The following is a 21,770-nucleotide window of genomic DNA, read 5'->3' as shown; positions in this document are numbered from 1 at the left end:
AGGTTTGCGGTGGCCGGACGCGCGGGGGCCAGACTGAACGATCTCCGTACCAAGGCCCAGTACTACAGCGGTGGCCGGACGCGCGGGGGCCGGACGCTAGGAAGAGTACCAGCGCAGCTGCAAGTCCGGGTCCACAACGTGTTCTTCCGGGTAGTCAAAGACCGCAAAGGCTTCTTCCAGGTCTGTGGCCGGGAAAGCGGATTCCCCGTGGTCAGGGCCTAGAGAATCAAAAATAGCCATTCACATTCACCTGGCTTTCAGTCGGATTTTCTCTGTGCTCGAAGAAATCTTAGCCCACCTATTCGCTTTTTGTCCCCTCGAACTGGTGATGGTTGGCAGCGGGCCGCGCGGATAAGGCAGCACGAATGGGGCAGCAGAATCCTGCCACCCTGGGGTTTTGCTTCGTGCTGGTTGGCGATGACCTGGCGTCAGGTGACCTGGCGTCAGGTCACAAACCGTCAGGTCACAAACTTTGGGGGCCCACCGCGCGGGGAGATCCACGCCACCCGGCGGTCAACCACTTCCATCCGGCCCCTCTTGCGCACCCCGTTGTCCTCATTCACCCGGTTGTGATACTGGCACAGCGGGATGAGGTTGTTGACGTTGGTTGGCCCGCCGCCGGACCAGCCCTCGATGTGGTGGTATTCGCAGTCATCGGTGGGCACGGTGCACTCCGGCCACAAGCACCGCTGGAACAAAGCCCCCAACATCAGGCGTTGCTTCCAGGAAGCAAAACGCTCAAACTGGTAGAGGTTCACCGGCCCTTCAACGGGGTGAACCAGGGTGACAAACCCGCAATCCGGGAGCGTGCGCTCAAGGTATTCCTGGCCGGTCATGGTGGTGCCGTCGGTGAGCTTGAGGGTGACATCGGCGCCATTGCCGTGCACGATGGTGATGAAATCGGGCAGCTGGATAACAACGTTGGTGTTAATGGCTGGCAGCGCGCCCTGGGCACCGTCCAGGATAACCGCACGCGCGCCGGCGGCCGGGTCCTGGGAATCCACAGACGCAGACGCAGACGCAGACGCAATAACGCCGTACATATCCGCAATATTGCGCGAGGTGTCGGTAATGACCAGTGAGTCCAGATCCCCTTCCTCCCGGTGGGTGATTTTCACCCCGGGAGTTCGAGGTTCCTTCTTGGCCTTGCGCTCCTGCTTGAAGCCCTCCACCATGGCCTTTCCCGCGCGGGCAACAAACTTCTGGTTGGTAGCGCACAGCTTGATGCGCATATCCCACCGCTTAATCTCCGTGGGTGCCTTGGCCACCAGCTGCTCAATGAGGAGCAAACTGGCCAGATCGTGCGGGGTGCCAGCCAGCGCGGCGCGGGCCTTGGCCTGCTTGCCGGTGAAGGTGGTGGCACCGAAATACGTGGTTCCTACCGCTTTGAGCCCGTCCACGAATTCTGGGCTCAGGCCCCACCCGGCAAGGTCCTGGGCGGACATGGCAAAGGCTTCTTTGGCAAGGTCAACGCCTTGCGAAAGCAGCTGTGCACATGTCTTAAGGTTCATGGTTCACACCCTAAAGCCCCGCGCAAGCACCGCGCAAGGGCTAGTAAAACCCACATCCACACCCCGGCCGCCGGCCACCGGGGAGTTATCCACAGGCCGACCAGCGCGGATTCAGACCCCCTTGACAGATCCCGCACCACCGGCTACGGGAGCACAAAAGGCCAGTTCACACCACGTTGCCCGAGTCCACCCAAACTCACAAAACCACAGATCCCACATGACCAACGCCACAGTGAAAACCCGTGCCGCTACGCCTGCTGCGCTGCCTGCCTAGCCGCGTGAATGGTGGGCGAAGGATGCGATTCCTCCGCCGCCAGGCGCTCGACCGCCACCGCTGCCAACGCGGCAGCCTGGTCGCCCAAAATGTGATCATCGAAGCGCGCCAGCGGCGAGTGGTTCCATTCGCGCTTGGCGTAAGGCACGTGGGCATCGGCAGTGCCTAGCCACACGAAGGTGCCTGGGACCTGTTGCAGCACCACGCCGAAGTCCTCACTGGCCATCATGGGCGTGCCCAGCGGGAGCACGCGGTCTGCGCCAAACTGGCGTGCCCACACGCCGGCAGCGAAGGCGTTTTCCCGCGGGTTGGTTTTGGTGGTGGGGTACAAAATCTCAAACTCAATATCCACGGAGCAGCGGTGCGCGGCCGCCACGTTGGTGGTGACCTCAGTAATCACCTGGCGCACGCGGTCAATGGCGGTGTCATCCAGTACGCGCACCGTGGCAAAAAAGCCGGCCTTGTCCGGGATGGCGTTGATGGCGCCGTCCCCAGCCCACAGCTTGGTCACGGTAATGACCACCGGGTTGAGCGCATCAAAACGGCGGGTAACCGCGGTTTGCAGCGCCACCTGAATCTCCGCCAGCGCCGCCACCGGGTCAATGGCGTCATGCGGGCGGGAGCCGTGCCCGCCCTTGCCCAACACGGTGACTTGCAAGTTGGACGATGACGCCATCATGGGCCCCGGATGGTGGTAGAAGTTGCCAAAGTCCTGCGGGCCCACGTGGATGCCGTAGGCGGCAATGGGCCGGCGCCCGGCGGCGTCAAGCACGCCCTCTTCAATCATGGGCCGCGCGCCCCCCGGGCCTTCTTCGCCAGGCTGGAACATGAAGATGATGTCGCCTTGGATGTCCTCTTTGACCTCGCACAGGACCTTGGCCGCCCCCACCAGGGCGGAGGTGTGCAGGTCATGCCCGCAGGCGTGCATGTTGCCGTTTTTCGCGGCATAAGGCATACCGGTGCGCTCGGTGACCTCCAGGCCGTCCATGTCCGCGCGCAGCAGCACCGAAACGGGGTGGTCTCCGCGCTTTCCGCCGCGCAGGACGGCCACCACGGAACTGACGCCGATACCGGGAATAACCTCCAGCGGCAGTCCCTCTAGCTCGCGCAGCACGCGGGCCTGAGTTTCGGGGAGGTGGTTTCCCAGCTCCGGGTGGGCGTGTAAGTCACGGCGCAGCTCCTGGAGTTCGGGCAGCAACTCATTGGCCTTGTCCCGGAGCACGTCCACGGCCGGTGCGCCGCCCAATTGGGCGTTGGGGGCGGGCAATGGGGGCAACTGCTTGAGAGTTTGTGACGAAACTGCGGTCTGGGATACTCCGGGGTTGGTCATAAGGCTCTAGTATAGGCGATTGAATTGACAATTCCCTTTCCCCTTTTCCAAGGAGTTTCCCGTTGCGAGTTCTCCGCACCTTAGCTTTAACCACCGTACTTTCCTTGGCTGTTGGCACCCCGGCGGCCGGCGCTCGCCCGGGCACTTTTGAGCAGCAGGTCCACCAGGACCTCACCCGGGATCACAACTTCAACGCCGGGGCTATCCACAGCGCCTACGGGTTGCTGGACCTGCTGGGCCCGCACCAGCGCGCCATCTTGGATTCCTACCAGCAGGTAGACCCGAATATGCCTTACCCGGTGGATCCCACTATCACGTCCGCCCGGATTGTCCAGCGCCGCGCCACGGAGGAGCCGGGCCGGGAGCGCTGGGTGATTGCCTCGCCTTCTATGGGCAGAAACATTGAGGCCGATGTCCTGGTGGGCAGCGGCGGCCCCATTATCTACATGTTCGAGGGGGTGGAAAGCCCGCAGACCTCCGGCTGGATTTCGCGCGGGATTGCCCAGCGCACGTTCCCGCCGGGCCCGGGCCGGCCCACGGTCATCATCCCCAACCAGGGCCGCGGATCGATGTGGCAGGACTGGCTGCATGACGACCCGCGCTTGGGCCGGATGAAGTGGGAGACTTTTTATACCAAAGAGCTCATGCCGCTGGCGCAGCAGGCGGTGTGGCACAACGGCAAGCGCGGGGCCATCGGCCTGTCCATGGGCGCCACGGGCGCGATGATGATGGCCAATAACCACCCAGGGCTCTTCGACGCGGTGGCGGCCTTGTCCGGGTGCTATTCCACCGTGGACCGCCTGGGCCGGGAGTCTGCTTATCTCACGGTGTCCAGTGCGGGCGGCCGGGCGGAGAACATGTGGGGCCCGCAGGGCAGTGAGCTGTGGCACCGCAATGACGTCCTGGGCCACCCAGACGGCCTGCGCGGGACCCGCATTCACCTATCCGCAGCTAGCGGGGAGGTCACCGATGAGGAAATCCGAAGCCTGCAGGGCAAACCTTTTTCTGACCAGGTGGGCGGGTCGTTGATGGAGACTGGCTCACTGCTTTGCACGCGCCGTCTTGCCGATGCCCTCAGCCGTTCCGGCATCGACCACTCCACGCACTACCTGCCGCGCGGTATCCACGGTTGGGTGGCGTTCGAGCAGCAGCTGGCCCCCGCGTGGGAGGCCATCGAGCCCGCCCTGCGGTAACGCCCCGCCATCAAGCCCGCGCTGCGGTGGTGGGCCCAATGTAGCTGGACGCCCGCAACCTGGTGGGCCCGGCGCACCCGCTGGTCCCTCCGGTGCCCAGGCGAGCCCGGCGCACCCGCTGGTCCCTCCGGTGCCCAGGCGAGCCCGGCGCAGGCAGCGGTGGCGCTAGTTCTCGTCCGTAGACAGCGCCGCCACGAAGGCCTCCTGCGGCACCGACACCGAGCCCAGGTTCTTCATGCGCTTCTTACCGGCTTTCTGCTTTTCCAGCAGCTTGCGCTTACGCGAAATATCTCCGCCGTAGCACTTGGCCAGCACGTCTTTGCGCATGGCGCGGATGTTCTCACGCGCAATGACCTTGGAACCAATGGCCGCCTGGATGGGGACCTCGAACTGCTGGCGCGGGATAAGCTCCTTGAGCTTCTTGGTCATCTTATTGCCGTACCACAGCGCGGAGTCGCGGTGGACAATCGCGGAGAACGCATCCACGGGCTCGCCGTTGAGCAGCACGTCCACCTTGACCAGGTCCGCCATCTGCTCCCCGGCCTCCTCATAGTTGAGAGAGGCGTAGCCCTTGGTGCGCGACTTCAGTTGGTCAAAGAAGTCAAAGATGATCTCACCCAGCGGCATGGTGTACCGCAGCTCCACGCGGTCCTCGGAAAGGTAGTCCATGCCACCCATCTGGCCGCGCTTGGACTGGCACAGCTCCATGGTGGTGCCCACGAATTCCGCCGGCACGATTATGGTGGTCTTCACAATGGGCTCATAGACCTCCCGCAGCTTACCGCCCGGCCAGTCCGAGGGGTTGTGGATGACCTGCTCGCTGCCGTCTTCGGCCACCACGCGGTAGGTTACCGAAGGCGCGGTGGAAATCAGGTCCAGGTCAAACTCGCGCTCCAGGCGGTCGCGGGTGATTTCCATGTGCAGCAGCCCTAGGAAGCCACAGCGGAAGCCAAAGCCCAGCGCCACGGAAGTCTCCGGCTCAAAAGTCAGGGAGGCGTCGTTTAACTGCAGCTTTTCCAGGGCGTCGCGCAAGTCGGGGAAATCCGCCTGGGAGATGGGGAAAAGCCCGGAATACACCATGGGCTTGGGCTCCTGGTAGCCCTTGAGCGCCGTTTCCGCGCCGTTGTTGGCCCAGGTAACGGTGTCCCCAACCTTGGTCTCACGCACGTTTTTCACGCCCGTAATCAGGTAGCCCACCTCACCGGGGCCCAGGCCCTGACACTTTTGCATGGTGGGGCTGACGATGCCCACTTCCAACAGCTCATGGTTGGCCCCCGTGGACATCATGGTGACTTTCTGCCGCGGCAACAGCTTGCCGTCAATCATGCGGATATAGGTCACCACGCCCCGGTAGGTGTCATAGACGGAGTCAAAGATCATGGCGCGGGCCGGCGCGTCCAAAGGCTTGTCCGTGCTAGGCGGCGGCACCAGCTCGGCTACGCGGTCCAGCAGTTCCTCCACGCCCTCGCCCGTCTTGCCGGACACGCGCAGTACCTCATCCGGGGTGCAGCCAATGATGTTGCTGATTTCTTCTGCGAACTTATCCGGGTCTGCTGCCGGCAAATCAATCTTGTTCAGTACCGGGATGATCTCCAGATCGTTTTCCATGGCCAAATACAAGTTGGCCAGTGTCTGGGCCTCGATCCCCTGGGCGGCATCGACAAGTAGGACTGCCCCCTCACACGCCTCCAGCGCACGCGAGACCTCATAAGTGAAGTCCACGTGGCCTGGGGTGTCAATCATCTGGAAGACAATTTCCTCCCCCTGATGCTTGCCGCTGCGCGGGACCCACGGCAAGCGCACGTTCTGGGCCTTGATGGTAATACCGCGTTCACGCTCAATATCCATGTTATCCAGGAACTGGTCGCGCATATCGCGCGCCGCTACTACCTGGGAGTACTGCAAAATGCGGTCAGCCAGGGTCGACTTGCCGTGGTCGATGTGGGCGATGATGCAAAAGTTCCGAATCTGAGAGAGATCCGTAAACGTGGTGGCCGCAAAATTCTTAGACATAATCCACTAGACTACTGGATATGATGACCCCGCACCCAACCGGATGGCACCTATTTAAACAGGCGTTGGCAATCCGCGACGCGCAACCGCTAGATAAGGGACTGCGCCGGATTAACGACCGTTTGGGACTGCTGGGGGAACAACGCCCCACGGGACGCCGGAAGGCGGCCACTATCCACATTGAGCGGACCGAGGACCGGGCGCGGTCAATCTTTTTCACCCCGGACATGGACGGCCAGGCTGACTCCGGTGAGGTCGTGTGGGTGTGGGCACCGGCGGACACTCCGCAGGATCCGCCGCAGGAGCGCGCCATCTTGGTCGTGGGGCGCACCCGCACCACCATCCTGGGGCTGGCCATTTCCCCCAACCCCGAACACGCCGATGAAAGCTGGTGGCTGGAAATAGGCGCCGGGGAATGGGATGACCAGGGCCGGCAGTGCTGGATCCGTATGGACCGGGTCCTGGAAATCTCCGAGGAACAGGTTCGCCGGCAGGGTGTGCTTTTCCCTGCCCGCCGCTTTGAGAGGATTGCCAACCGTCTGCGTTCCACCTACCGCTGGGGCTAACCCACCCGCCTGACCCACCCGCCTGACCCAGCCGCCGCAGCTAACCCGCCCGCCCGATTTGGCCAGCGCAGCGGGCTTAAGCTATCATTGGCGGGTTGCTTTTTAAGTGCAGGGCGTGTGAGACACGACGGACAGGACCTTGGGTTCGCCAGGAACGCTCGCACCTTCCACTTAAGACCAGTCCCCACTTAAAAGCCGCTACTTAATCAATTTCGATATCAAGAGGTATTTTTAACATGGCAAATATCAAGTCCAAGAAAAAGCGCATTCTCACCAATGAGAAGTCCCGCCTGCGCAACAAGGCAGTTCGTTCTGCCGTTCGCACCGAAATCCGCAAATTCCGCGCCCTCGTTGAGGCTGGAGACAAGGCCGGTGCTGAAACGCAGCTCCGCGCAGCATCCCGCTCCCTGGACAAGGCCGTATCCAAGGGTGTCTTCCACCGCAACGCTGCCGCCAACAAGAAGTCCGGCATGGCAGCTGCCCTGAACAAGATGGACTAAGAGCTTTAAAGTAATTTCCCCGCCTCAGTGCGGGGATTTTCTTTTCAGCCCGCTTTCGAATACCCATTCGAACTTTGTGGGGTTTATCTGCCCGGGGCATTAGGATAGTGAGACGTTATGACAGAACTTAAGCCAGTGCTCAAATGGGTGGGCGGAAAGCGCCAGCTGCTCCCGCAGATTAAAGCCGCCCTGCCTGACGCCCTCGCCGGGCGCTACTTCGAGCCCTTCCTGGGCGGCGGTGCCGTACTGTTTTCGCAGTCCCCCGCGGCCGCCACCGTGGGCGACCTCAACGCGGAGCTGGTCAACGTCTACACCCAGGTCCGGGACAACTGCACGGAGCTCATCCGGCTGCTCAGCAGCTTTCCTAATGATGAGGACTTCTTCTACGATATGCGCGCCCGGGACCGCGCGCCGGAGTTTGCTAGCTGGAGCCCCATCCAACGCGCCGCGCGCACCATCTACCTCAACAAGACCTGCTACAACGGCCTGTACCGGGTCAACAACGCCGGCCAGTTCAATGCCCCCTTTGGTCGCTACGCTAACCCCGCTATTTGCGATGAGCCCACGCTGCGCGCGGTATCGCGGTATCTGCGCACCAATGACATCGAGCTGCTCAACGCGGACTACGCCAGCGTGATAGCGGGTGCCCGGGCCGGGGACTTTGTTTACTTCGACCCCCCTTATGACCCGGTCAACCCCACCAGCAATTTCACCGGCTACCAATCCGGCGGGTTTGGCCGCGCGGACCAAATCCGGTTGCAGCACACCTGCGAGGAACTAAATGAGCGCGGCGTGAAGTTCTTGTTGTCAAATTCCGCCACGGACTTCATCCAGGAGCTGTACGCGGATTTCACGGTAGAGATTGTTCACGCCACGCGCGCGGTCAACTCCGTTGCCTCCAAACGCGGCAAGGTTCCCGAGGTCCTGGTGCGCAATTATGGGACTAAATGACACCGGCTGGGAAAAGGTCCTTGCCGCCCACCGGGCCGCGCTTGCCCGGGACGGCTATTTCACCATCTCCTCCCGGGAGCTTGGAAAAATTTCCGGCCGGGAACCCCGGCTCATGGCAAAGCATGACTTTTCCACTGCGGTGCCCGCCCCACTGCGCCAGGCCGGCCTCAACGTCATCCCGGTGAGCCGGAGTCACTACCTGGTGGGCAAGTTCTCCCTTTTCCATCCTTTCCCGGACATTTCCGGCCCGGTCAAAACTTTGCGCATCCCGCCGGGGATAGAGACCATGGGGCGCATAACTTCCGAGGCCGTGGCGCTCAACGCCGGCGTCGTGGCCGGGATGTTAGATGACTTCCTGGGCCACGGCCCCTACTACCCCACTATGAGCGGGCGCATGTCCACCCTGGATATCCCGCTGCGGTTGGCCGGCCGGGATTTCACCGTCGAGCGCGCTCAGATGGAAATTGACGGCGGCTTTGAGTCCTTGCACCACCTGGTGATAGTGGAGGCCAAGAACCACATCTCCCGGGATTTTAATATCCGGCAGCTCTATTTTCCTTTCCGTCGCTTCCAGCTCAGCTTAAGCAAGCCGGTGGTGCCGGTCTACATGGTCTACACCAACGGCCTGGTCAACCTCTACCGTTTTGAGTTCACCGACCCCAGTAACTTGCACAGCATTCGCCTGGTGGACTCCGCCCGCTACGCCCTGGCGCCGTCTTTATTGCAGGCCCAGACTCTGCTGGAGGCGGTGCGCGCGGTCTCCGTGGTAGACACCCCGGTGGCTTTCCCCCAGGCGGATAACTTTGGCCGCGTCATCAACCTGGTCGAGTTGTTGGAGCAGCGGCCGCTGAGCAAGGCAGAAATTTGCGCGGAGTATGACTTCACCCCGCGCCAGGCGGATTATTACTGCGCCGCCGCCCGCTACCTGGGGCTAGTTGATGACTCCCTGCGGCTGACTCTGCCGGGCGCGCAGCTAGTTAGCGCCGAAAGCCGCGACTCCCGCAACTTGGTGCTGATCCGCGCGCTGGCGGCCCGCCCGGTTTTCCATGACGTGCTGGCGCAGGCCTTTGCCAGCGGGCAGGTTCCGGCGCCGGCGGTCATCGCGAACGCAATTAGCGCCCTGGGGCTAAGTGACAGCACCTGCCGGCGCCGGGCTAAGACCGTCCACTCGTGGGCCACGTGGGCTATGGAGCTGGCGCAGCCGGGCTAGGTCAATACGTCGCGCAGCCCGCTGATAATCAACCCGGTTCCGGCCAGCATGAAGAAACTTCCGGCCAAAATATCAATGAGCGGGCCCACGGCCAGCATTTTGCGGCGCACCCGCGCGGTGGAGATGACAAAGCTCATCAACACGAACATGGCCAAGCAGCTGAGCACCATGGCCGCAATGAGCGTCAGTGCCACGCCCAGGCTGGGCGAGGGCGGCAGCAGCGGCGCAATCAACGCGGACAAAAACAGCACAATCTTGGGGTTGGCCAGGTTGGTGGCCAAGCCCTGGTAATACGCGCCGCGCAGGCGCCCCAGCATGGCCTCCGCCTGTGCGAGGTCTGCGGGCACGGCACCGCGCGCAGCCAGCCCACCCCGGACCGTTTGGTACCCCATGTACACCAACAGGCACCCGCCCACGACCTGGATTATTCCCAGCAAGGAGGGGAAGGCGGTAAGTAGCGCCGCTGCACCCAGGACGGTGAGCGTCACCCACATGGTCACGCCGGTGATGATCCCAAACACCGCAGCCAGCGCATGGCGGCGTGACTTGGTAGCCAACCGGGTAATCAGGATGACGTCCGGTCCCGGCGAGGCAGCTCCAAGCAGGTTGGCGAAAATGATGGTTAAAAACGCGCTAAAAGTCACCGGGCTACCTTAACCGGAAAGCTAGCCTAAGCGCGAAACGAGATCTTCACGGCCGAACATCCGGGCAGTATCCAGCGCCGAGGGCGTACCTGCCTGCGGGTCCGCGCCAGCGGTTAGGAGCACGTCCACCAACGCGTCATCACCTTTAAAAATGACCCCGGCCAGCGGTGATTGCCCCCGGTCGTTGAGCAAGTTCACGTCCGCCCCCGCCGCCAGCAGCCCGTGCACCAGGTCCACGTGGCCGTTGTAGGCCGCCAGCATGAGGAAGGATTGGCCGTCCTGGTTGACCAAGTTAACGTTGACTCCTTGCTCCACGTAGGACAGGAGCGCCCTGTCACCCGCGCGGGCAAAGTCAAACAGCTTGGTGGCTAATTGTTCTATGTCAGTCACGGTTTTTACCTCGCTAGTTCGCAGATCTTTTTCACGGCAGCTTCCACAGCATACTCGGCGTCATTGCCTTGGCCTACTACCTCCGCGGCTAGATTGTCGACCACTATCACTGCGCGCGTGACGTTGGCACCTGTCCACCGGCGGGCCACGGGCATGGTGGCTTTGACCGCGTAGGGGTTCATTCCCAGGTCTTTGGCCAGCGCGAAGTGGTCACCGCGGGCGTCGTAGAGCCGCGCCACGGCGGAGACCTTGGATGCCAACGCAAAGGCAATGGACACCGGCTTGGCACCTAATTGCAGTGCGCGCCGGCAGGTGGACACGGCGGCTTCGGTGCGCCCGGCCACGGCGGCGTCGGCTATGTCCCAGTTGGCTACCTCCGCGATCCCGGAGTAGTACGCGCGCACCGCGCCCAAGTCCACGTTGCCGCCGGTATCCGCCACCAACTGCGATACCGCCGAGGCCAGGGCGCGTAAATCTGAACCCACCCCGTCTAGTACCGCGTGGATGACATCAGGCGTAGGGCGCACGTTATAAGACTGGAACTCCCGCGTCAGCCACGGCAGCAGGTCGCGCGGGTTAAGGGAATAGGCCTCATGGACCTGCGCCAGCCGGGACAACTTGGCCACAATCTCCGGCGGCTTTTTGTTCTTAGCTGCCTTCGCTTTAACGATTATCACCACGGTCATCCCCGGCGCCGGGTGCTTGGCGGCGTCAACCAGCGTGCGTACAAACTCCGCCCCGGCGCGGTCGGGCACGGTGATGACTATCACGCGGTCCTCGGCAAAAAGGGAGGGGCTGGTGGCTTCCAGGATGGCCGGCGGGTTTACCTCCGCGGCCGGCAGGACGGTGACCTCCGCGCCGGGCACCTGCGCCTGGATGGCCTGGCGGGCGCGCTCTATGAGGAATTCATCATCACCAACAATTAGGTGTACGGGCGCTAGATTCATGCCCCTATCCTAGCGCGCGCCAAACCGGCCGCGCTGCGTACCGTCGGCCATCACGCGCACTGGCCCATCGCGCTGCGGGTAGAGCACCGGGATCCCGCCGGGTGTGCGCACCGGCCGTGCGTTGGGCGGCCCGGGGGAGGAAATCACGTAGGCGTCCACCCCGGGCACATCCCGCGCCTGCTCCTCACTGACAATAGCCACCACCGTGTCCAGGCGCGCAGGCTGCCCGCGCGGTACGCACAGAACCACCAGTCCCACCACCGCCGCGGCCAGCACCCACCGCGGGTGCCGGAGCAACCGGAACACCCACCCGTAGGCCAGCACAACCGCCACGGGGCTAGCCACCACCGTAGTTACGTTCAGGCCCGCCGCCCACTGCGCCACGTGGTAGATCCACCAGGTAAAAGGCTCCACCGCGTGCAGCAGGGGCGTAGCCAGGCCCAGTGGGGCGGCAATAACGGCCATAAGCCCCAAGATGGTCACTGGCGCGGTGGCGGGGGCCACCAGGATGTTCGCTAGGACCGCTACCACTGAGACTTGCCCGGTCATGGCTGCGACGATGGGGATGGTGGCGGCATCGGCAGCAATGGCAACCGCGAGCGCGCGGGTGAGGATGTCTGGCAGCCGCACCGGGGCCAGCGCGCGGTAGAGGTAGGGAAAGGCCACCACAATCCCGGCGGTAGCGGCCACTGACAGCGCGAAGCCAAAATCACCGGCCAGGCCGGGGCGCAGCATAAGCAGCGCAATCACGCCCAGCGATAGCGCGTGGATGGGCTGCATTCTTGCCGATGCCACCACTGCCGCCAGCCCCACCAAACCCGTCACGCTGGCGCGCATTACGGAAGGCTCCGGGCCCACCAGGCCTACGAACACCGCCATCGCGGCAACGGCCCCAGCCACCTGCAGCCGCGGGCTGGCCCCCAGCAGACGCATGCAGATAAACGCCGCCGTGGTCACCAAGGAGATGTTGGCACCGGAGACTGCGCTCAGGTGGCTTAGCCCGGTGCTGATGAACATCTCCCGCTCCGCCTGCGTTTGCAGCGAGGTGTCCCCTAGCACCATGCCGGGGATGAGCCCCTGGCTGGACGGGCCCACCGTGGCCGTGACAGCTTGGGCAAAGGACGTGGAAACCTCGTGAGCAAAGCCGGACCAGCCGGTGGGCGGGGCAAAGCTGCCGTTTATGTAGTGGCTGCCTTTGACCGCGCCTGCGGGCAGGTGGTCAAAGAATTTGGTGTCGGGGCCCAGCGGTACGGCCCACTGGCCGGAGCTTAAGCGCCGGGGTGTGGCGGTGACCGTTGTGGACGGTGCCGGCACCACGGCGGCGCGGATGATGGTAGCTAGGCCCACCCCCGGGATGAGCACGGCCTGGCCACGTTGTCCAAGCCCCCACGCCACGGCGGCGCCCACCGCCAACGCCACCAGGTTCCCCGGTACCGGCAGCAGCAAGACCAGCCAGGCCGCCAGCGCGGCGGGCAGCAGACGCAGCTCACTCATAGCCGCGCCCGGGGCGGCAGTCACGCGCTTGCCCTCCCCGCTCACAGCGTGACCTGCGCGGAAATCTGGGTAAACTTGGCCGGACCAATCCCGTTGATATCTTGCAGCTGCGCGATGTCGCTAAAGGCCCCAATGCGCTCCCGGTGCGCCACTATCGCTGCTGCGGTGACCTCCCCCACCCCGCTGATTTGGGTGAGCTGCGCGGCGTTGGCGGTGTTGAGACTCACCTTGCCCGCCGTCTGCCCACCGGGCTCGGGTGGCTGCGGCTGACCTTGGGGGCGGACGTTTATCTGCTGGCCATCGCTTAGCCGCGCCGCGTGGTTGACGTCGGTGAGGTTGGCGTCCGGCAGTGGCCGGGCATGCGCTAGCGCGTCCGCCACCCGCGCACCCGGGGCCAGCGTGACCAGCCCGGGGACCTCTACATTGCCCACCACGGACACCACCAGCTCACTGGGCTCCCCCGCTCCTGCGCCAACCGGGGCCTGGAGCGGCGCACCGGTAGCCGCCGTCACGCCAACCACCCCACCGGGAACCGCTGAGGTGGGCTCCACCACCCGCGGTGCGCTAAGCAGGTAGAGCACGGCCACCGCCACCAGCACCGCCGCCACCACCACCGCCTGCCTTACCGGCACGCCAAACCGCGGACGCGGATACTCAACGTTAAGGAGCGCTTCTTCCCCCGTTGGCTGCAGCAAGTCCTGCAGCCGCCCCGCGCCCGAACGCGCATTCTTATTCCGAGCCACGCCCCTAACGGTAGGCAAGATTGGCGCAGCGCACCAGAGCGTTCCGGCCGGCCTGTGGATAACCTCCACGAAAGCGGCCCATCCCGGCCCACCGGCGGAAGTTATCCACAGGTTTTGGGCCAATTACGGTGGTTTCGTGAAAACCTGTGGACCGCCGCGCCGGGCCAGAAGCCGGGCCAGAGTCTGTGGTCTGTGGCCTGTGGCTTGTGGCCTGTGGCCTGTGGCTTGTGGCTTGTGGCTTGTGGCTTGGGGCCTGTGGCTTGTGGCCTGTGGCTTGTGGCTTGTGGCCAAGGCCCCTTAAGAATCAGCCTTCTTGCTCTTAAACAGCGGGTGCTTAGCCGGGGTGTGGTCCACCTGCTCCTGGCCAAAAACCACGGACACGCCAATCGCGCCGGGGCCGGCATGGACCGCCAGGACGTCGGTGAGGGGCACTAAGAGGAAACTAGAGTCAGCATCAAGAGCGGCTTCTAGCAGGGCGTGGAGCTTTTCCGCCGCGTCCTGGGCGTCCGGGCTGAACTGGATGGCCACAAAACACGCCTGGTTCTCCGCGCGTTCTTGGACTAGCTCCACCATCTTGGTAAAAGCCTTGGTCTGGGTGCGGGTCTTGCCCACCATCTCCAGCTTGCCGCCGTGGATGGCCATGATGGGGCGGATGGCCAACAGCGCGGTGGAAATCATTACGGTGGCCGCGGAAATCCGGCCGGACTTGCGCAGGTCCTCGGTGGAGTGAATGTAGACCCAGGTGCGCCCGCGCGAGATGATGTCAAAGGCGGCGTCGTAGCACTCGTCCAAGGTTGCGCCTTGCTTAGCCAGGGTGGCCGCCGCCATGGCCGCCGCCCCTTGCACCATGCCGGCCGTGGTGGAATCGAGGACCCGGACGGTATCCGGGAACACCCCGGAGGCAGCCACGGCGGCCGACCAGGTAGAAGACAGCTCGCGGGAGAGATGAATGGCCAGGACGCCGTCCTCGCGGGATTCGCCAAAGATCTCCCGCGTGGACAACTGCGCCTGGCGCCCAAAGGCGGCGGCCAGCTCCAGCGCGGTGAGCCCGGAGGTGGATTGCTCCACCCCGTCCTTGGTCTGCTGATCCATCACGTGCAGGTCCAACACCGTGATGTCTAGGTCACTGGCCATATCCGCAGGCAAACCGGCGGCGCTGTCAGTAACTACCCGGACGGCCACTAGACGTCCGCCCCGGCGTCACCGCTCACGCGCGCCCCCATGTTCCAGCCGTCAAAATACCAGCTAGCACTAGGTACAGTCTCCGGGGTGAAATCCACCGAAGCCCCCGGGTTTTTAAGGTTTAGCTTGGGCCTGGCGGTCAGCTGCGCCCAGTGCGTGTTTTTCAGCCCGGACAACAGACTGTACTGCTGGTGGGCAAGGCCCAATAGCGAACACGTCAGGGAGGTGATGGTGCCGCCGTGGGCTACCACCAGCACCGCCCCGTTGTCCCACTCGGGATAGGTGCGCATGAGCTCATCAATGACCGGCCGGGCGCGGCGCGCCACGTCCACGCGGGATTCCCCGCCGGGCGGCGGCCAGGTGGGGTCGTGGCGCCAGATGGCGCGCACGGATGGGCTCTCCGCGTCTACTTCCGCGGAAGTGCGGCCCTGCCACTGGCCTAGGTGGGTTTCCCGCAGGCGGGCATCGGCAGTAAAGGGCACGTGGAGCTGCTCCGAAATCACGCGCGCGGTCTCGTGAGCGCGCACCAAATCGGAGGAAATAATACGGGTGATGCCCTTATCAGCCAGGAGCGAAGCCGCCACCCGGGCCTGCTCATAGCCCAAAGGGGAGAGCTCGGTGTCCAGGTGCCCCTGCATACGGCCAGTCACGTTGTAGGTGGTCTGGCCGTGGCGGATCAGAAAAAGGCGGCGGCTCATTGGGGTTTTAATACTCCTCTTCTTCTTCCGGCTCCGGGCCGGCCAGAGGGATTTCGTCGAGCTCGGTGACCTCGCGGATATTAACCTCATTGGACCACTCTCCGGGGCGCTCCGGGGTCTCAATGCCTTCCACCTCGATGAGCGGGCAGTCGTGGTAGAGGCGGTCCAGGCCGTAGTATTCACGCTCGGTTTCGCGCTGGACGTGGATGACGGCGTTGCCGTAGTCAAGCAGCACCCAGCGGAATTCGCGGTTGCCCTCGCGGCGCTTGGGCTCATAGCCGGCCTTGGTCATCTCATCTTCGATTTCATCAACGATGGCGGATACCTGGCGCTCGGTTTCGGCGGAGACAATGACAAAGACCTCGGTGATAGCAATCACGTCAGAAACGTCGATGACGGCAATGTTGGAACCGAGCTTTTCATCGGCAGCCTTGGCCGAAATCTCAGCCATTGTGCGGGCTACGTCAGTAATAGACAAATGTATTTCCTTAAAAAATGGGGGGCGTATAACTTAAGTCCCTACAGTTTGACACGAATAGCCGGAATTTTCCTAGTCAACCCGAAAATCAATCCTTGTCAAGCACCGGATTTTGATCCTGCCGGTACAACTTATTCTTTGCCATGTACTGCACCACCCCGTCCGGCACCAGGTACCACACCGGTTTTCCTTCCTGGGCGCGGCGGCGGCAATCGGTAGAAGAAATGGCCATGGCCGGGATGTCCACCAGCTCCACGCTGGACTGCGCGCACTCTGGCAGCATCTCCTTAGTCAGCTTGTAGCCGGGGCGGGTAACGCCCACGAATTTGGCCATGCCCAGCATGGTGTCCCAATCACGCCACTCCATGATTCCGGCCAAGGCGTCCGCGCCGGTGATGAAGTACAGCTGCGCCTGGGGCAAGATTTCTCTCATATCGCGCAGCGTGTCAATGGTGTAGGTGGGGCCTTCCCGGTCAATGTCTACGCGGGAGACCCTGAAGCTGGGGTTTGAAGCGGTGGCAATGGTGGTCATCAGGTAGCGGTGTTCCGCCGGAGTTACCCCGCGCCCCGCCTTTTGCCACGGCTGGCCGGTGGGCACAAAAACCACGCGGTCTAGCTGGAAGCGGTGGGCCACCTCACTGGCGGCCACCAGGTGCCCGTTGTGGATGGGGTCAAAGGTCCCACCCATTATGCCTACGCGTTCTTTCACCGGAACCTCACCTGGTCTACCCACCGGCCTACCTGGTCCGCCACGTGGGCGTCCCACTGCGAGCCCCACAGGAAGTACCGGCCGTGGTTGCCACCCCCGGCTGCGCGGGCGGCTTCCAGGTTCTCCCGGGAGATATCGCACACGCCGTCCAGCGGCAGGCAGTAGTTGACGCGGTTGACTGTGGCCCGGGAGGCCACGGTGTTATTGAACGGCCACCAGCCCAAAATTCCGCCCCAGCCGGTGGTGTTACCCACCGTAAACGGGTCCCCGGCCGCGGTGTTGGGGCTACCCATGTACACCACGCCCGCCAGCTGCCCGCGGGCGGCTAAGTCGCGCTCATGTTCGGCCAAAATCATGGCACCCTGGCTAAAGCCGGTCAGGATGTACTGCGGGCGGCAACCGGAGGCACGCTCGTAGCCGTCAATAGCGCGCATAACACCGGAGCGCCCGGTGCCCACGGAGGCAAAGAATTCCTGCGCCACGCGGATTCCGGTGTTAATCACCGGTATGGTCCACTGCTGGGCTATGGAGATAACCTCCGGCAGCGATTGCGGGACCGCCACGTTGGGCACGGTGTATTCCGGATAGGTAGCCGGGTAGTCCTGCGGGCTTAGCCCCAGGACGTAGACGTCGCGCATGACGGACTGCCCGCCGTGGGTGGCCCGGTAGCGTGATTCCACGGTGTGCAGCATGGCCCGGATGGTTTCCCCCTCCCAGCCGTTGGAGGCAAAGGGCTCTTGGCCGGAGTAGCGGGTGGGGTAAATATGCCCGTTTTGGCCAGAGCCGCGCGCGGCCACCACCACTACGGCGGGGCAGGTTTGGGCTTGGGCTGCGGGCACGGCCAGCGTGGTAACCGTGGCGGCTACCGCGACGCCGATACCCGCTAGACGGGAAAGAAAAGAAGTACGCACCGTTGAACTTTCTGTACAGAGGGTATTTAAACTCCGCCACATCTTACCCGCGTATGAGGCTGGCAAACCTATCCGCCACAGCAATGTCTTGCGCGGTGGGGTTGCCCGCTGCCGCGTCCTGGAAGTAGGAGGCGTGCAACTTGGCTTTGTCTCTCAGCGCCAACAGCGCGTTTTCTGGGGTGAGTGTGCAAGAAAAGTCCCCCGCTAGGCAGTAGTCAATCCGCGCGTGGGGCGGCAGGGGCGCCAGCTGGTGCGGGTACCACACGGACATGCCGGCGGGCCGGTGTAGGGGGTTGCCCAGGTAAAAAGCGCCGTGGAGCTTGCCCTGTGCGGCAAGGGGCTTTTCCAACGAGGTGGCAACAATAGCGCCCTGGGAGTAACCGGCCACAATGTAGCGGGGTTTGCAGCCGGTGCGGCGTTCGTATTCCGCCACCACGCCCGGCGCGTTTTCTTCACCCCGGCGCAGGGAGTCCAGCAGCCCGAAGGTGGTGCCCCAGGCCATTTGCCCCAAGGAGTAGTGGGTGACAATGAAGTGCATGCGCTCTAGCACTTGTCCAAAGGAGAGCACTTCCCCTTCTTTGGCCAGCGGGGGGACATTCATGGCGGCCGGGTATTGTTCCTCATCTAGGCCAATTACCTGAACTTTGTCCATCAGTCCTGGGTGGCGGGAGTCCACGAAGTGGAAAAAGGAAATGAAGTTGCGGCCTTCATAGCCGTTGGAGGTGCGCGTGCCGTAAGTCTGCGGGCCCAGGTATTCGCCTTGCGCGGCGTTTTGGTCTGAGCCCCGGGCGGCCACCACGGCAATCTCGGGGCACGCTGCCGGGGCGGGTGCCGGTGCCGGGCTAGCCGCCGCGTGGCCGCTGAATACCGGGCTGCACGCCAGCAGGCAGGTGGTTAAAGTAGCTAGAGTCTTTTTCACCCCTCTACTTTAGCGCCTGGCTAAGGCCTAGTTTGACCATTGCCCTGCAAAATCCATTTGGTGGAGGTCAGCTCCGGCAGCGCCATGGGCCCGCGCGCGTGGAGTTTTTGCGTGGAGATGCCTATTTCTGCGCCCATGCCGTAGACCTCACCGTCGGTGAACGCGGTGGAGGCGTTGAGCATGACGGCTGCGGAGTCCACGCCGCCGGCAAACGCGGTCAAAACGTCCGCGTTTTGCGCCGCAATGCCCTCGGTGTGGCCGGTGGAGTATGTGGCAATGTGTGCGATGGCGCCGCTGACGCCGTCTACCACCTTGGCGCAGATGTCCATGGACAGAAATTCCGATGCCCACTCTTCCTCCGTGGCCTGCACCGCGCCTTCTACGCCGATGCCCCCTAGTTCCCCCACGTCCCCGTGTACCGTCACCCCGGCGTCCTGTAGCGCGAGAACGACCCGCAGTTTGTCCGCGTCCGGCAGCGCGGCGTCAAGCAGGACCGTCTCAGTGGCGTTGCATACTGAGGGCCGGCGGGTTTTGCCGTTTAACACCATGTCTATGGCCTTGTCCACGTCCGCCGAGGCGTCGACGTAGAAGTGACAGTTGCCCGTTCCGGTCTCAATGGTGGGCACGGTAGCGCCGGTGACCACGGCCTCGATTAGGCCCGCGCCGCCGCGCGGGATGACCACGTCCACTAGGCCGCGGGCGGTGATGAGGTCTTGGACGGAGTCGTGCGTTTGGCACGGCAGCAGCTGGACTACCTCGCGTGGCAGGCCGTGGTCTACCACCGTATCTTGCAGGATCTCCACTAGCGCCTGATTGGAATGCACGGCGGACTTTGACCCGCGCAGAAGCGCCACGTTGCCGGACTTCATGGCCAGGCCAAAGGCGTCCACGGTGACATTCGGGCGGGCCTCGTAGACCATGCCCATCACGCCCAGTGGCACGCGCACCTGGGTCATCTGAATGCCGTTGTCCATCGTATGCCCGCGCAGGACCTCCCCCACCGGGTCACGCAGGCTGGCCACCTGCCGCAGGCCGGAAGCAATCCCGGCTATCCGGTCCTTATCAAGGCTCAGGCGGTCAATGAGGGAGTCATTAAACCCGCGCTCGCGGCCCGCGGCTACGTCCCGGGCGTTGGCTTCCAGAATCTCTGGCGCGCGCTCCACCAGATTGCCGGCCGCAGCCAGCAGGATGGCGTTTTTCACCGGCGTGGGAAGCTGCGCTACCTGGGGTGCAACCTTCTTGGCTGCGGCGGCCCGGGCGAGCACTTCCTGGCGTTCTTCTTCGCGGGTTACGGCGCTAGTTACGGCACTGTTTTTTGAACTCATAATCCAACTCTAGCCCAGCGGCCAGCACCGCCTGGCCCAATTGTGTGGGATTAAACACAAAAGTTCGCCGTTCCCGGGCGCTACACACCAGCAAACCGCCATTTATAGGCGCTTTCACTCGCTGAAAAAAGTTCCCGGCTAATCCAAAAATTATCAATTAGGCCGGAAAGTACACACAACCGCGCGGAGGGCGGGAACCAATTGACCACCCCGCTCGACTGTTTCATCACTGCCGCTAGCGGCCGAACCTGAACTTTCGAAAGTTTCACCCAACTCAGACAACTCAAAACCGATCACAAGGAGAAAAGTCCTCCCATGACTGACGTCCAGGCCTCAACAGGGGCCAAAAAATCGGGGCTCGCCCCGCTGATTAGGCGTATTCACTTCTACGCCGGAATGTTCATCGGCCCATTCATCATCATCGCCGCGCTCACCGGCGCGCTCTACGCCCTGGCGCCGACCATGGAAAACGTGGTCTACCGCGACATCCTCAAAGTGGCAGCAACCGACCACCCGGTCTCCCTCGAAGAGCAGGTCACCAACGCCCAGGCCCAGTACCCAGACATGGAGCTGGCCCAAGTATGGCCGGCCGCTGAACCGCAGGACTCCACCCGTGTGCTGCTAGCAGACCCGGAGCTTGAAGGCGGCCGCCTGCGCAGCATTTTTGTCAACCCCGGCACCGGCGAAGTCATTGGCGATGAGGCCAGCTACTCCGGCCTGGGTGAGCTGCCCCTGCGCAAGCTCATCTCCGAGGCCCACCACGACCTCTACCTGGGCCCACCAGGTGAACTCTACGCTGAGCTTGCCGCCTCCTGGATGTGGTTTGTGGCCCTAGGCGGCGTCTTCCTCTGGTTAAAGCGCGTAGGCGGCAAACGTTTTTTCACCGGCCGCTCCGGCAGTGCTAAGGCCAGCCGTAACTGGTGGACTAACGTGCACGGGATCATCGGCGCCGGTTTGCTGGTAGCCATGCTGGGGCTGTCCGTTACTGGCCTGACCTGGGCACCGTTCTCCGGGAACAACGTGGGCAAGACCGTAGAGTTTTTCGGCTGGAAGTCCGCGCCCGTCAACACCGCGCTCGACCCGGCTAAGGCTGCGGCCCCGGCCTCCGGGCACGAGCACCACCACGGCGCGGCCGCAGCAGAAGAAGAAGTAGAAACTTACACCGCCGCGGAACTAGCCAGCCACGTGGACACCGTCTGGGCCACCGCCAAGAGCGAGGGCCTCACCGGCTCCCTACGGCTGTTCCCGCCCAAAGACACTGACCACGCGTGGCAGGCCAGTGAGCGCTGGACGCCGTGGCGCATGACCTCTGACGCCGTAAGCATCAACCCCGCCACCGGGGCCGTTGTTGACCGCCTTCCCTTCAACCAGCTGCCGCTGTTTAGCAAACTGACCAGCTGGGGCATTTACCTCCACATGGGAATCCTGTTTGGCCTGCCGCTGCAGATCCTGCTGTTTTTCACGGGCATTGGTATCACCGCGCTGTGCTTGATTGGCTACGTGTTGTGGTTCAAGCGCGGCACCCGCGCCGGCGCCATTGCCGGCGTGCCCGGCCCCTACCAACCACTGGGCACCCGCGATAAGCTGCTGGTGGCCCTGTTCCTGCTGACTGTGGGCGTCTACCTGCCCGTCTTCGGCGTGAGCCTGGCGGCCATGCTGTTAGCCGACTGGGTGCTCTCCCGGCGCGTCAAGGCGCTGGCCACCCGCGCCCACACGCCAAAGCAAGCGGCGTCAAAACAGGCGGTGTCTGAAGACCCTGAACTTCTCCCCACGTCATAGCAA

The 21,770-nt window shown here is 63.4% G+C and carries 22 protein-coding genes; 6 read left to right on the top strand and 16 right to left on the bottom strand.

Annotated elements, in window-relative coordinates:
- Positions 1-96: 96 nt before the first annotated feature.
- The 3 genes from F4V58_RS12445 to F4V58_RS02950 all read right to left on the bottom strand — a co-directional run bounded on the left by F4V58_RS12445 (position 97) and on the right by F4V58_RS02950 (position 3,115).
- Positions 97-240 carry a hypothetical protein gene (locus F4V58_RS12445; RefSeq protein WP_169833299.1) on the bottom strand — a complete coding sequence of 48 codons (144 nt, stop codon included), beginning with the start codon at positions 238-240 and terminating at the stop codon, positions 97-99.
- A 218-nt stretch (positions 241-458) separates the two neighbouring features.
- The gene (locus F4V58_RS02955; RefSeq protein ID WP_075733228.1) at positions 459-1,511 is read right to left on the bottom strand and encodes an HNH endonuclease signature motif containing protein; all 1,053 of its coding nucleotides are present in this window, start codon (positions 1,509-1,511) and stop codon (positions 459-461) included.
- A 248-nt stretch (positions 1,512-1,759) separates the two neighbouring features.
- The gene (locus F4V58_RS02950; RefSeq protein WP_075733226.1) at positions 1,760-3,115 is read right to left on the bottom strand and encodes a M20 metallopeptidase family protein; all 1,356 of its coding nucleotides are present in this window, start codon (positions 3,113-3,115) and stop codon (positions 1,760-1,762) included.
- A gap of 62 nt (positions 3,116-3,177) precedes the next feature.
- Here F4V58_RS02950 and F4V58_RS02945 point away from each other — a divergent pair, with 62 nt between their 5' ends.
- Positions 3,178-4,308, top strand: a complete 1,131-nt coding sequence (locus tag F4V58_RS02945) for an alpha/beta hydrolase (RefSeq protein ID WP_075733224.1) — start codon at positions 3,178-3,180, stop codon at positions 4,306-4,308.
- 165 nt (positions 4,309-4,473) lie between these two features.
- On the opposite strand, the gene lepA is transcribed toward F4V58_RS02945, so the two are convergent.
- The gene (gene lepA, locus F4V58_RS02940) at positions 4,474-6,321 is read right to left on the bottom strand and encodes a translation elongation factor 4 (protein ID WP_075733222.1); all 1,848 of its coding nucleotides are present in this window, start codon (positions 6,319-6,321) and stop codon (positions 4,474-4,476) included.
- A 20-nt stretch (positions 6,322-6,341) separates the two neighbouring features.
- Between lepA and F4V58_RS02935 the strand changes: the two genes are divergently transcribed.
- From F4V58_RS02935 to F4V58_RS02920, 4 genes are all read left to right on the top strand, one after another.
- Positions 6,342-6,887, top strand: a complete 546-nt coding sequence (locus F4V58_RS02935; protein ID WP_084559662.1) for a type II toxin-antitoxin system PemK/MazF family toxin — start codon at positions 6,342-6,344, stop codon at positions 6,885-6,887.
- Positions 6,888-7,123: 236 nt separating this feature from the next.
- Entirely contained in the window at positions 7,124-7,387 is a 264-nt protein-coding gene (gene rpsT / locus F4V58_RS02930) for a 30S ribosomal protein S20 (RefSeq protein ID WP_075733218.1), read from the top strand.
- Between the two features lie 117 nt (positions 7,388-7,504).
- Positions 7,505-8,338: a DNA adenine methylase gene (locus tag F4V58_RS02925; protein ID WP_075733216.1), complete on the top strand. Its 834-nt coding sequence runs from the start codon at positions 7,505-7,507 to the stop codon at positions 8,336-8,338.
- A complete protein-coding gene (locus F4V58_RS02920; RefSeq protein ID WP_075733214.1) occupies positions 8,325-9,548 on the top strand; it encodes a type II restriction enzyme in 1,224 nt (407 codons plus the stop codon). Before F4V58_RS02925 ends, F4V58_RS02920 begins: the two co-directional genes overlap by 14 nt.
- Here F4V58_RS02920 and F4V58_RS02915 read toward each other — a convergent pair.
- The 12 genes from F4V58_RS02915 to F4V58_RS02860 form a co-directional block, all read right to left on the bottom strand.
- Positions 9,545-10,192 carry a LysE family translocator gene (locus F4V58_RS02915; RefSeq protein ID WP_075733212.1) on the bottom strand — a complete coding sequence of 216 codons (648 nt, stop codon included), beginning with the start codon at positions 10,190-10,192 and terminating at the stop codon, positions 9,545-9,547. The genes F4V58_RS02920 and F4V58_RS02915 overlap by 4 nt on opposite strands.
- 21 nt (positions 10,193-10,213) lie before the next feature.
- Positions 10,214-10,582, bottom strand: coding sequence for an ankyrin repeat domain-containing protein (locus F4V58_RS02910; protein ID WP_075733210.1), 369 nt, complete (start codon positions 10,580-10,582; stop codon positions 10,214-10,216).
- Between the two features lie 5 nt (positions 10,583-10,587).
- On the bottom strand, positions 10,588-11,529 hold the full coding sequence (gene holA / locus F4V58_RS02905; RefSeq protein WP_075733208.1) for a DNA polymerase III subunit delta: 942 nt from the start codon (positions 11,527-11,529) through the stop codon (positions 10,588-10,590).
- Between the two features lie 9 nt (positions 11,530-11,538).
- A complete protein-coding gene (locus F4V58_RS02900) occupies positions 11,539-13,047 on the bottom strand; it encodes a ComEC/Rec2 family competence protein (RefSeq protein ID WP_245803023.1) in 1,509 nt (502 codons plus the stop codon).
- A 17-nt stretch (positions 13,048-13,064) separates the two neighbouring features.
- On the bottom strand, positions 13,065-13,766 hold the full coding sequence (locus F4V58_RS02895; protein WP_075733206.1) for a ComEA family DNA-binding protein: 702 nt from the start codon (positions 13,764-13,766) through the stop codon (positions 13,065-13,067).
- A 297-nt stretch (positions 13,767-14,063) separates the two neighbouring features.
- Positions 14,064-14,948, bottom strand: coding sequence for a DegV family protein (locus tag F4V58_RS02890; RefSeq protein WP_075733204.1), 885 nt, complete (start codon positions 14,946-14,948; stop codon positions 14,064-14,066).
- Entirely contained in the window at positions 14,948-15,646 is a 699-nt protein-coding gene (locus F4V58_RS02885) for a histidine phosphatase family protein (RefSeq protein WP_075733202.1), read from the bottom strand. The genes F4V58_RS02890 and F4V58_RS02885 overlap by 1 nt, the downstream gene beginning before the upstream one ends.
- Positions 15,647-15,653: 7 nt before the next feature.
- The gene (gene rsfS, locus F4V58_RS02880; RefSeq protein WP_075733200.1) at positions 15,654-16,124 is read right to left on the bottom strand and encodes a ribosome silencing factor; all 471 of its coding nucleotides are present in this window, start codon (positions 16,122-16,124) and stop codon (positions 15,654-15,656) included.
- An 88-nt stretch (positions 16,125-16,212) separates the two neighbouring features.
- Entirely contained in the window at positions 16,213-16,833 is a 621-nt protein-coding gene (gene nadD, locus F4V58_RS02875; RefSeq protein ID WP_281247310.1) for a nicotinate-nucleotide adenylyltransferase, read from the bottom strand.
- Positions 16,830-17,744 (bottom strand): hypothetical protein, encoded by a 915-nt coding sequence (locus tag F4V58_RS12695; RefSeq protein ID WP_075733196.1) that lies wholly within the window; start codon positions 17,742-17,744, stop codon positions 16,830-16,832. Before F4V58_RS12695 ends, nadD begins: the two co-directional genes overlap by 4 nt.
- A gap of 43 nt (positions 17,745-17,787) precedes the next feature.
- Positions 17,788-18,663 carry a hypothetical protein gene (locus F4V58_RS02865; protein WP_245803022.1) on the bottom strand — a complete coding sequence of 292 codons (876 nt, stop codon included), beginning with the start codon at positions 18,661-18,663 and terminating at the stop codon, positions 17,788-17,790.
- A 20-nt stretch (positions 18,664-18,683) separates the two neighbouring features.
- A complete protein-coding gene (locus F4V58_RS02860; RefSeq protein WP_075733194.1) occupies positions 18,684-19,988 on the bottom strand; it encodes a glutamate-5-semialdehyde dehydrogenase in 1,305 nt (434 codons plus the stop codon).
- Positions 19,989-20,303: 315 nt separating this feature from the next.
- Between F4V58_RS02860 and F4V58_RS02855 the strand changes: the two genes are divergently transcribed.
- Complete coding sequence (locus tag F4V58_RS02855) at positions 20,304-21,767, top strand: PepSY-associated TM helix domain-containing protein (protein WP_075733192.1); 1,464 nt, start codon at positions 20,304-20,306, stop codon at positions 21,765-21,767.
- The last annotated feature ends 3 nt before the right edge of the window (positions 21,768-21,770 follow it).

Origin of the sequence: Corynebacterium phocae (assembly GCF_008693075.1) — a bacterium.
In the GTDB taxonomy this organism is placed as follows: Bacteria; Actinomycetota; Actinomycetes; order Mycobacteriales; family Mycobacteriaceae; genus Corynebacterium; species Corynebacterium phocae.
Note: the sequence above shows the minus strand (reverse complement) of the source record. Positions and strands in the feature narration are given on the sequence as shown.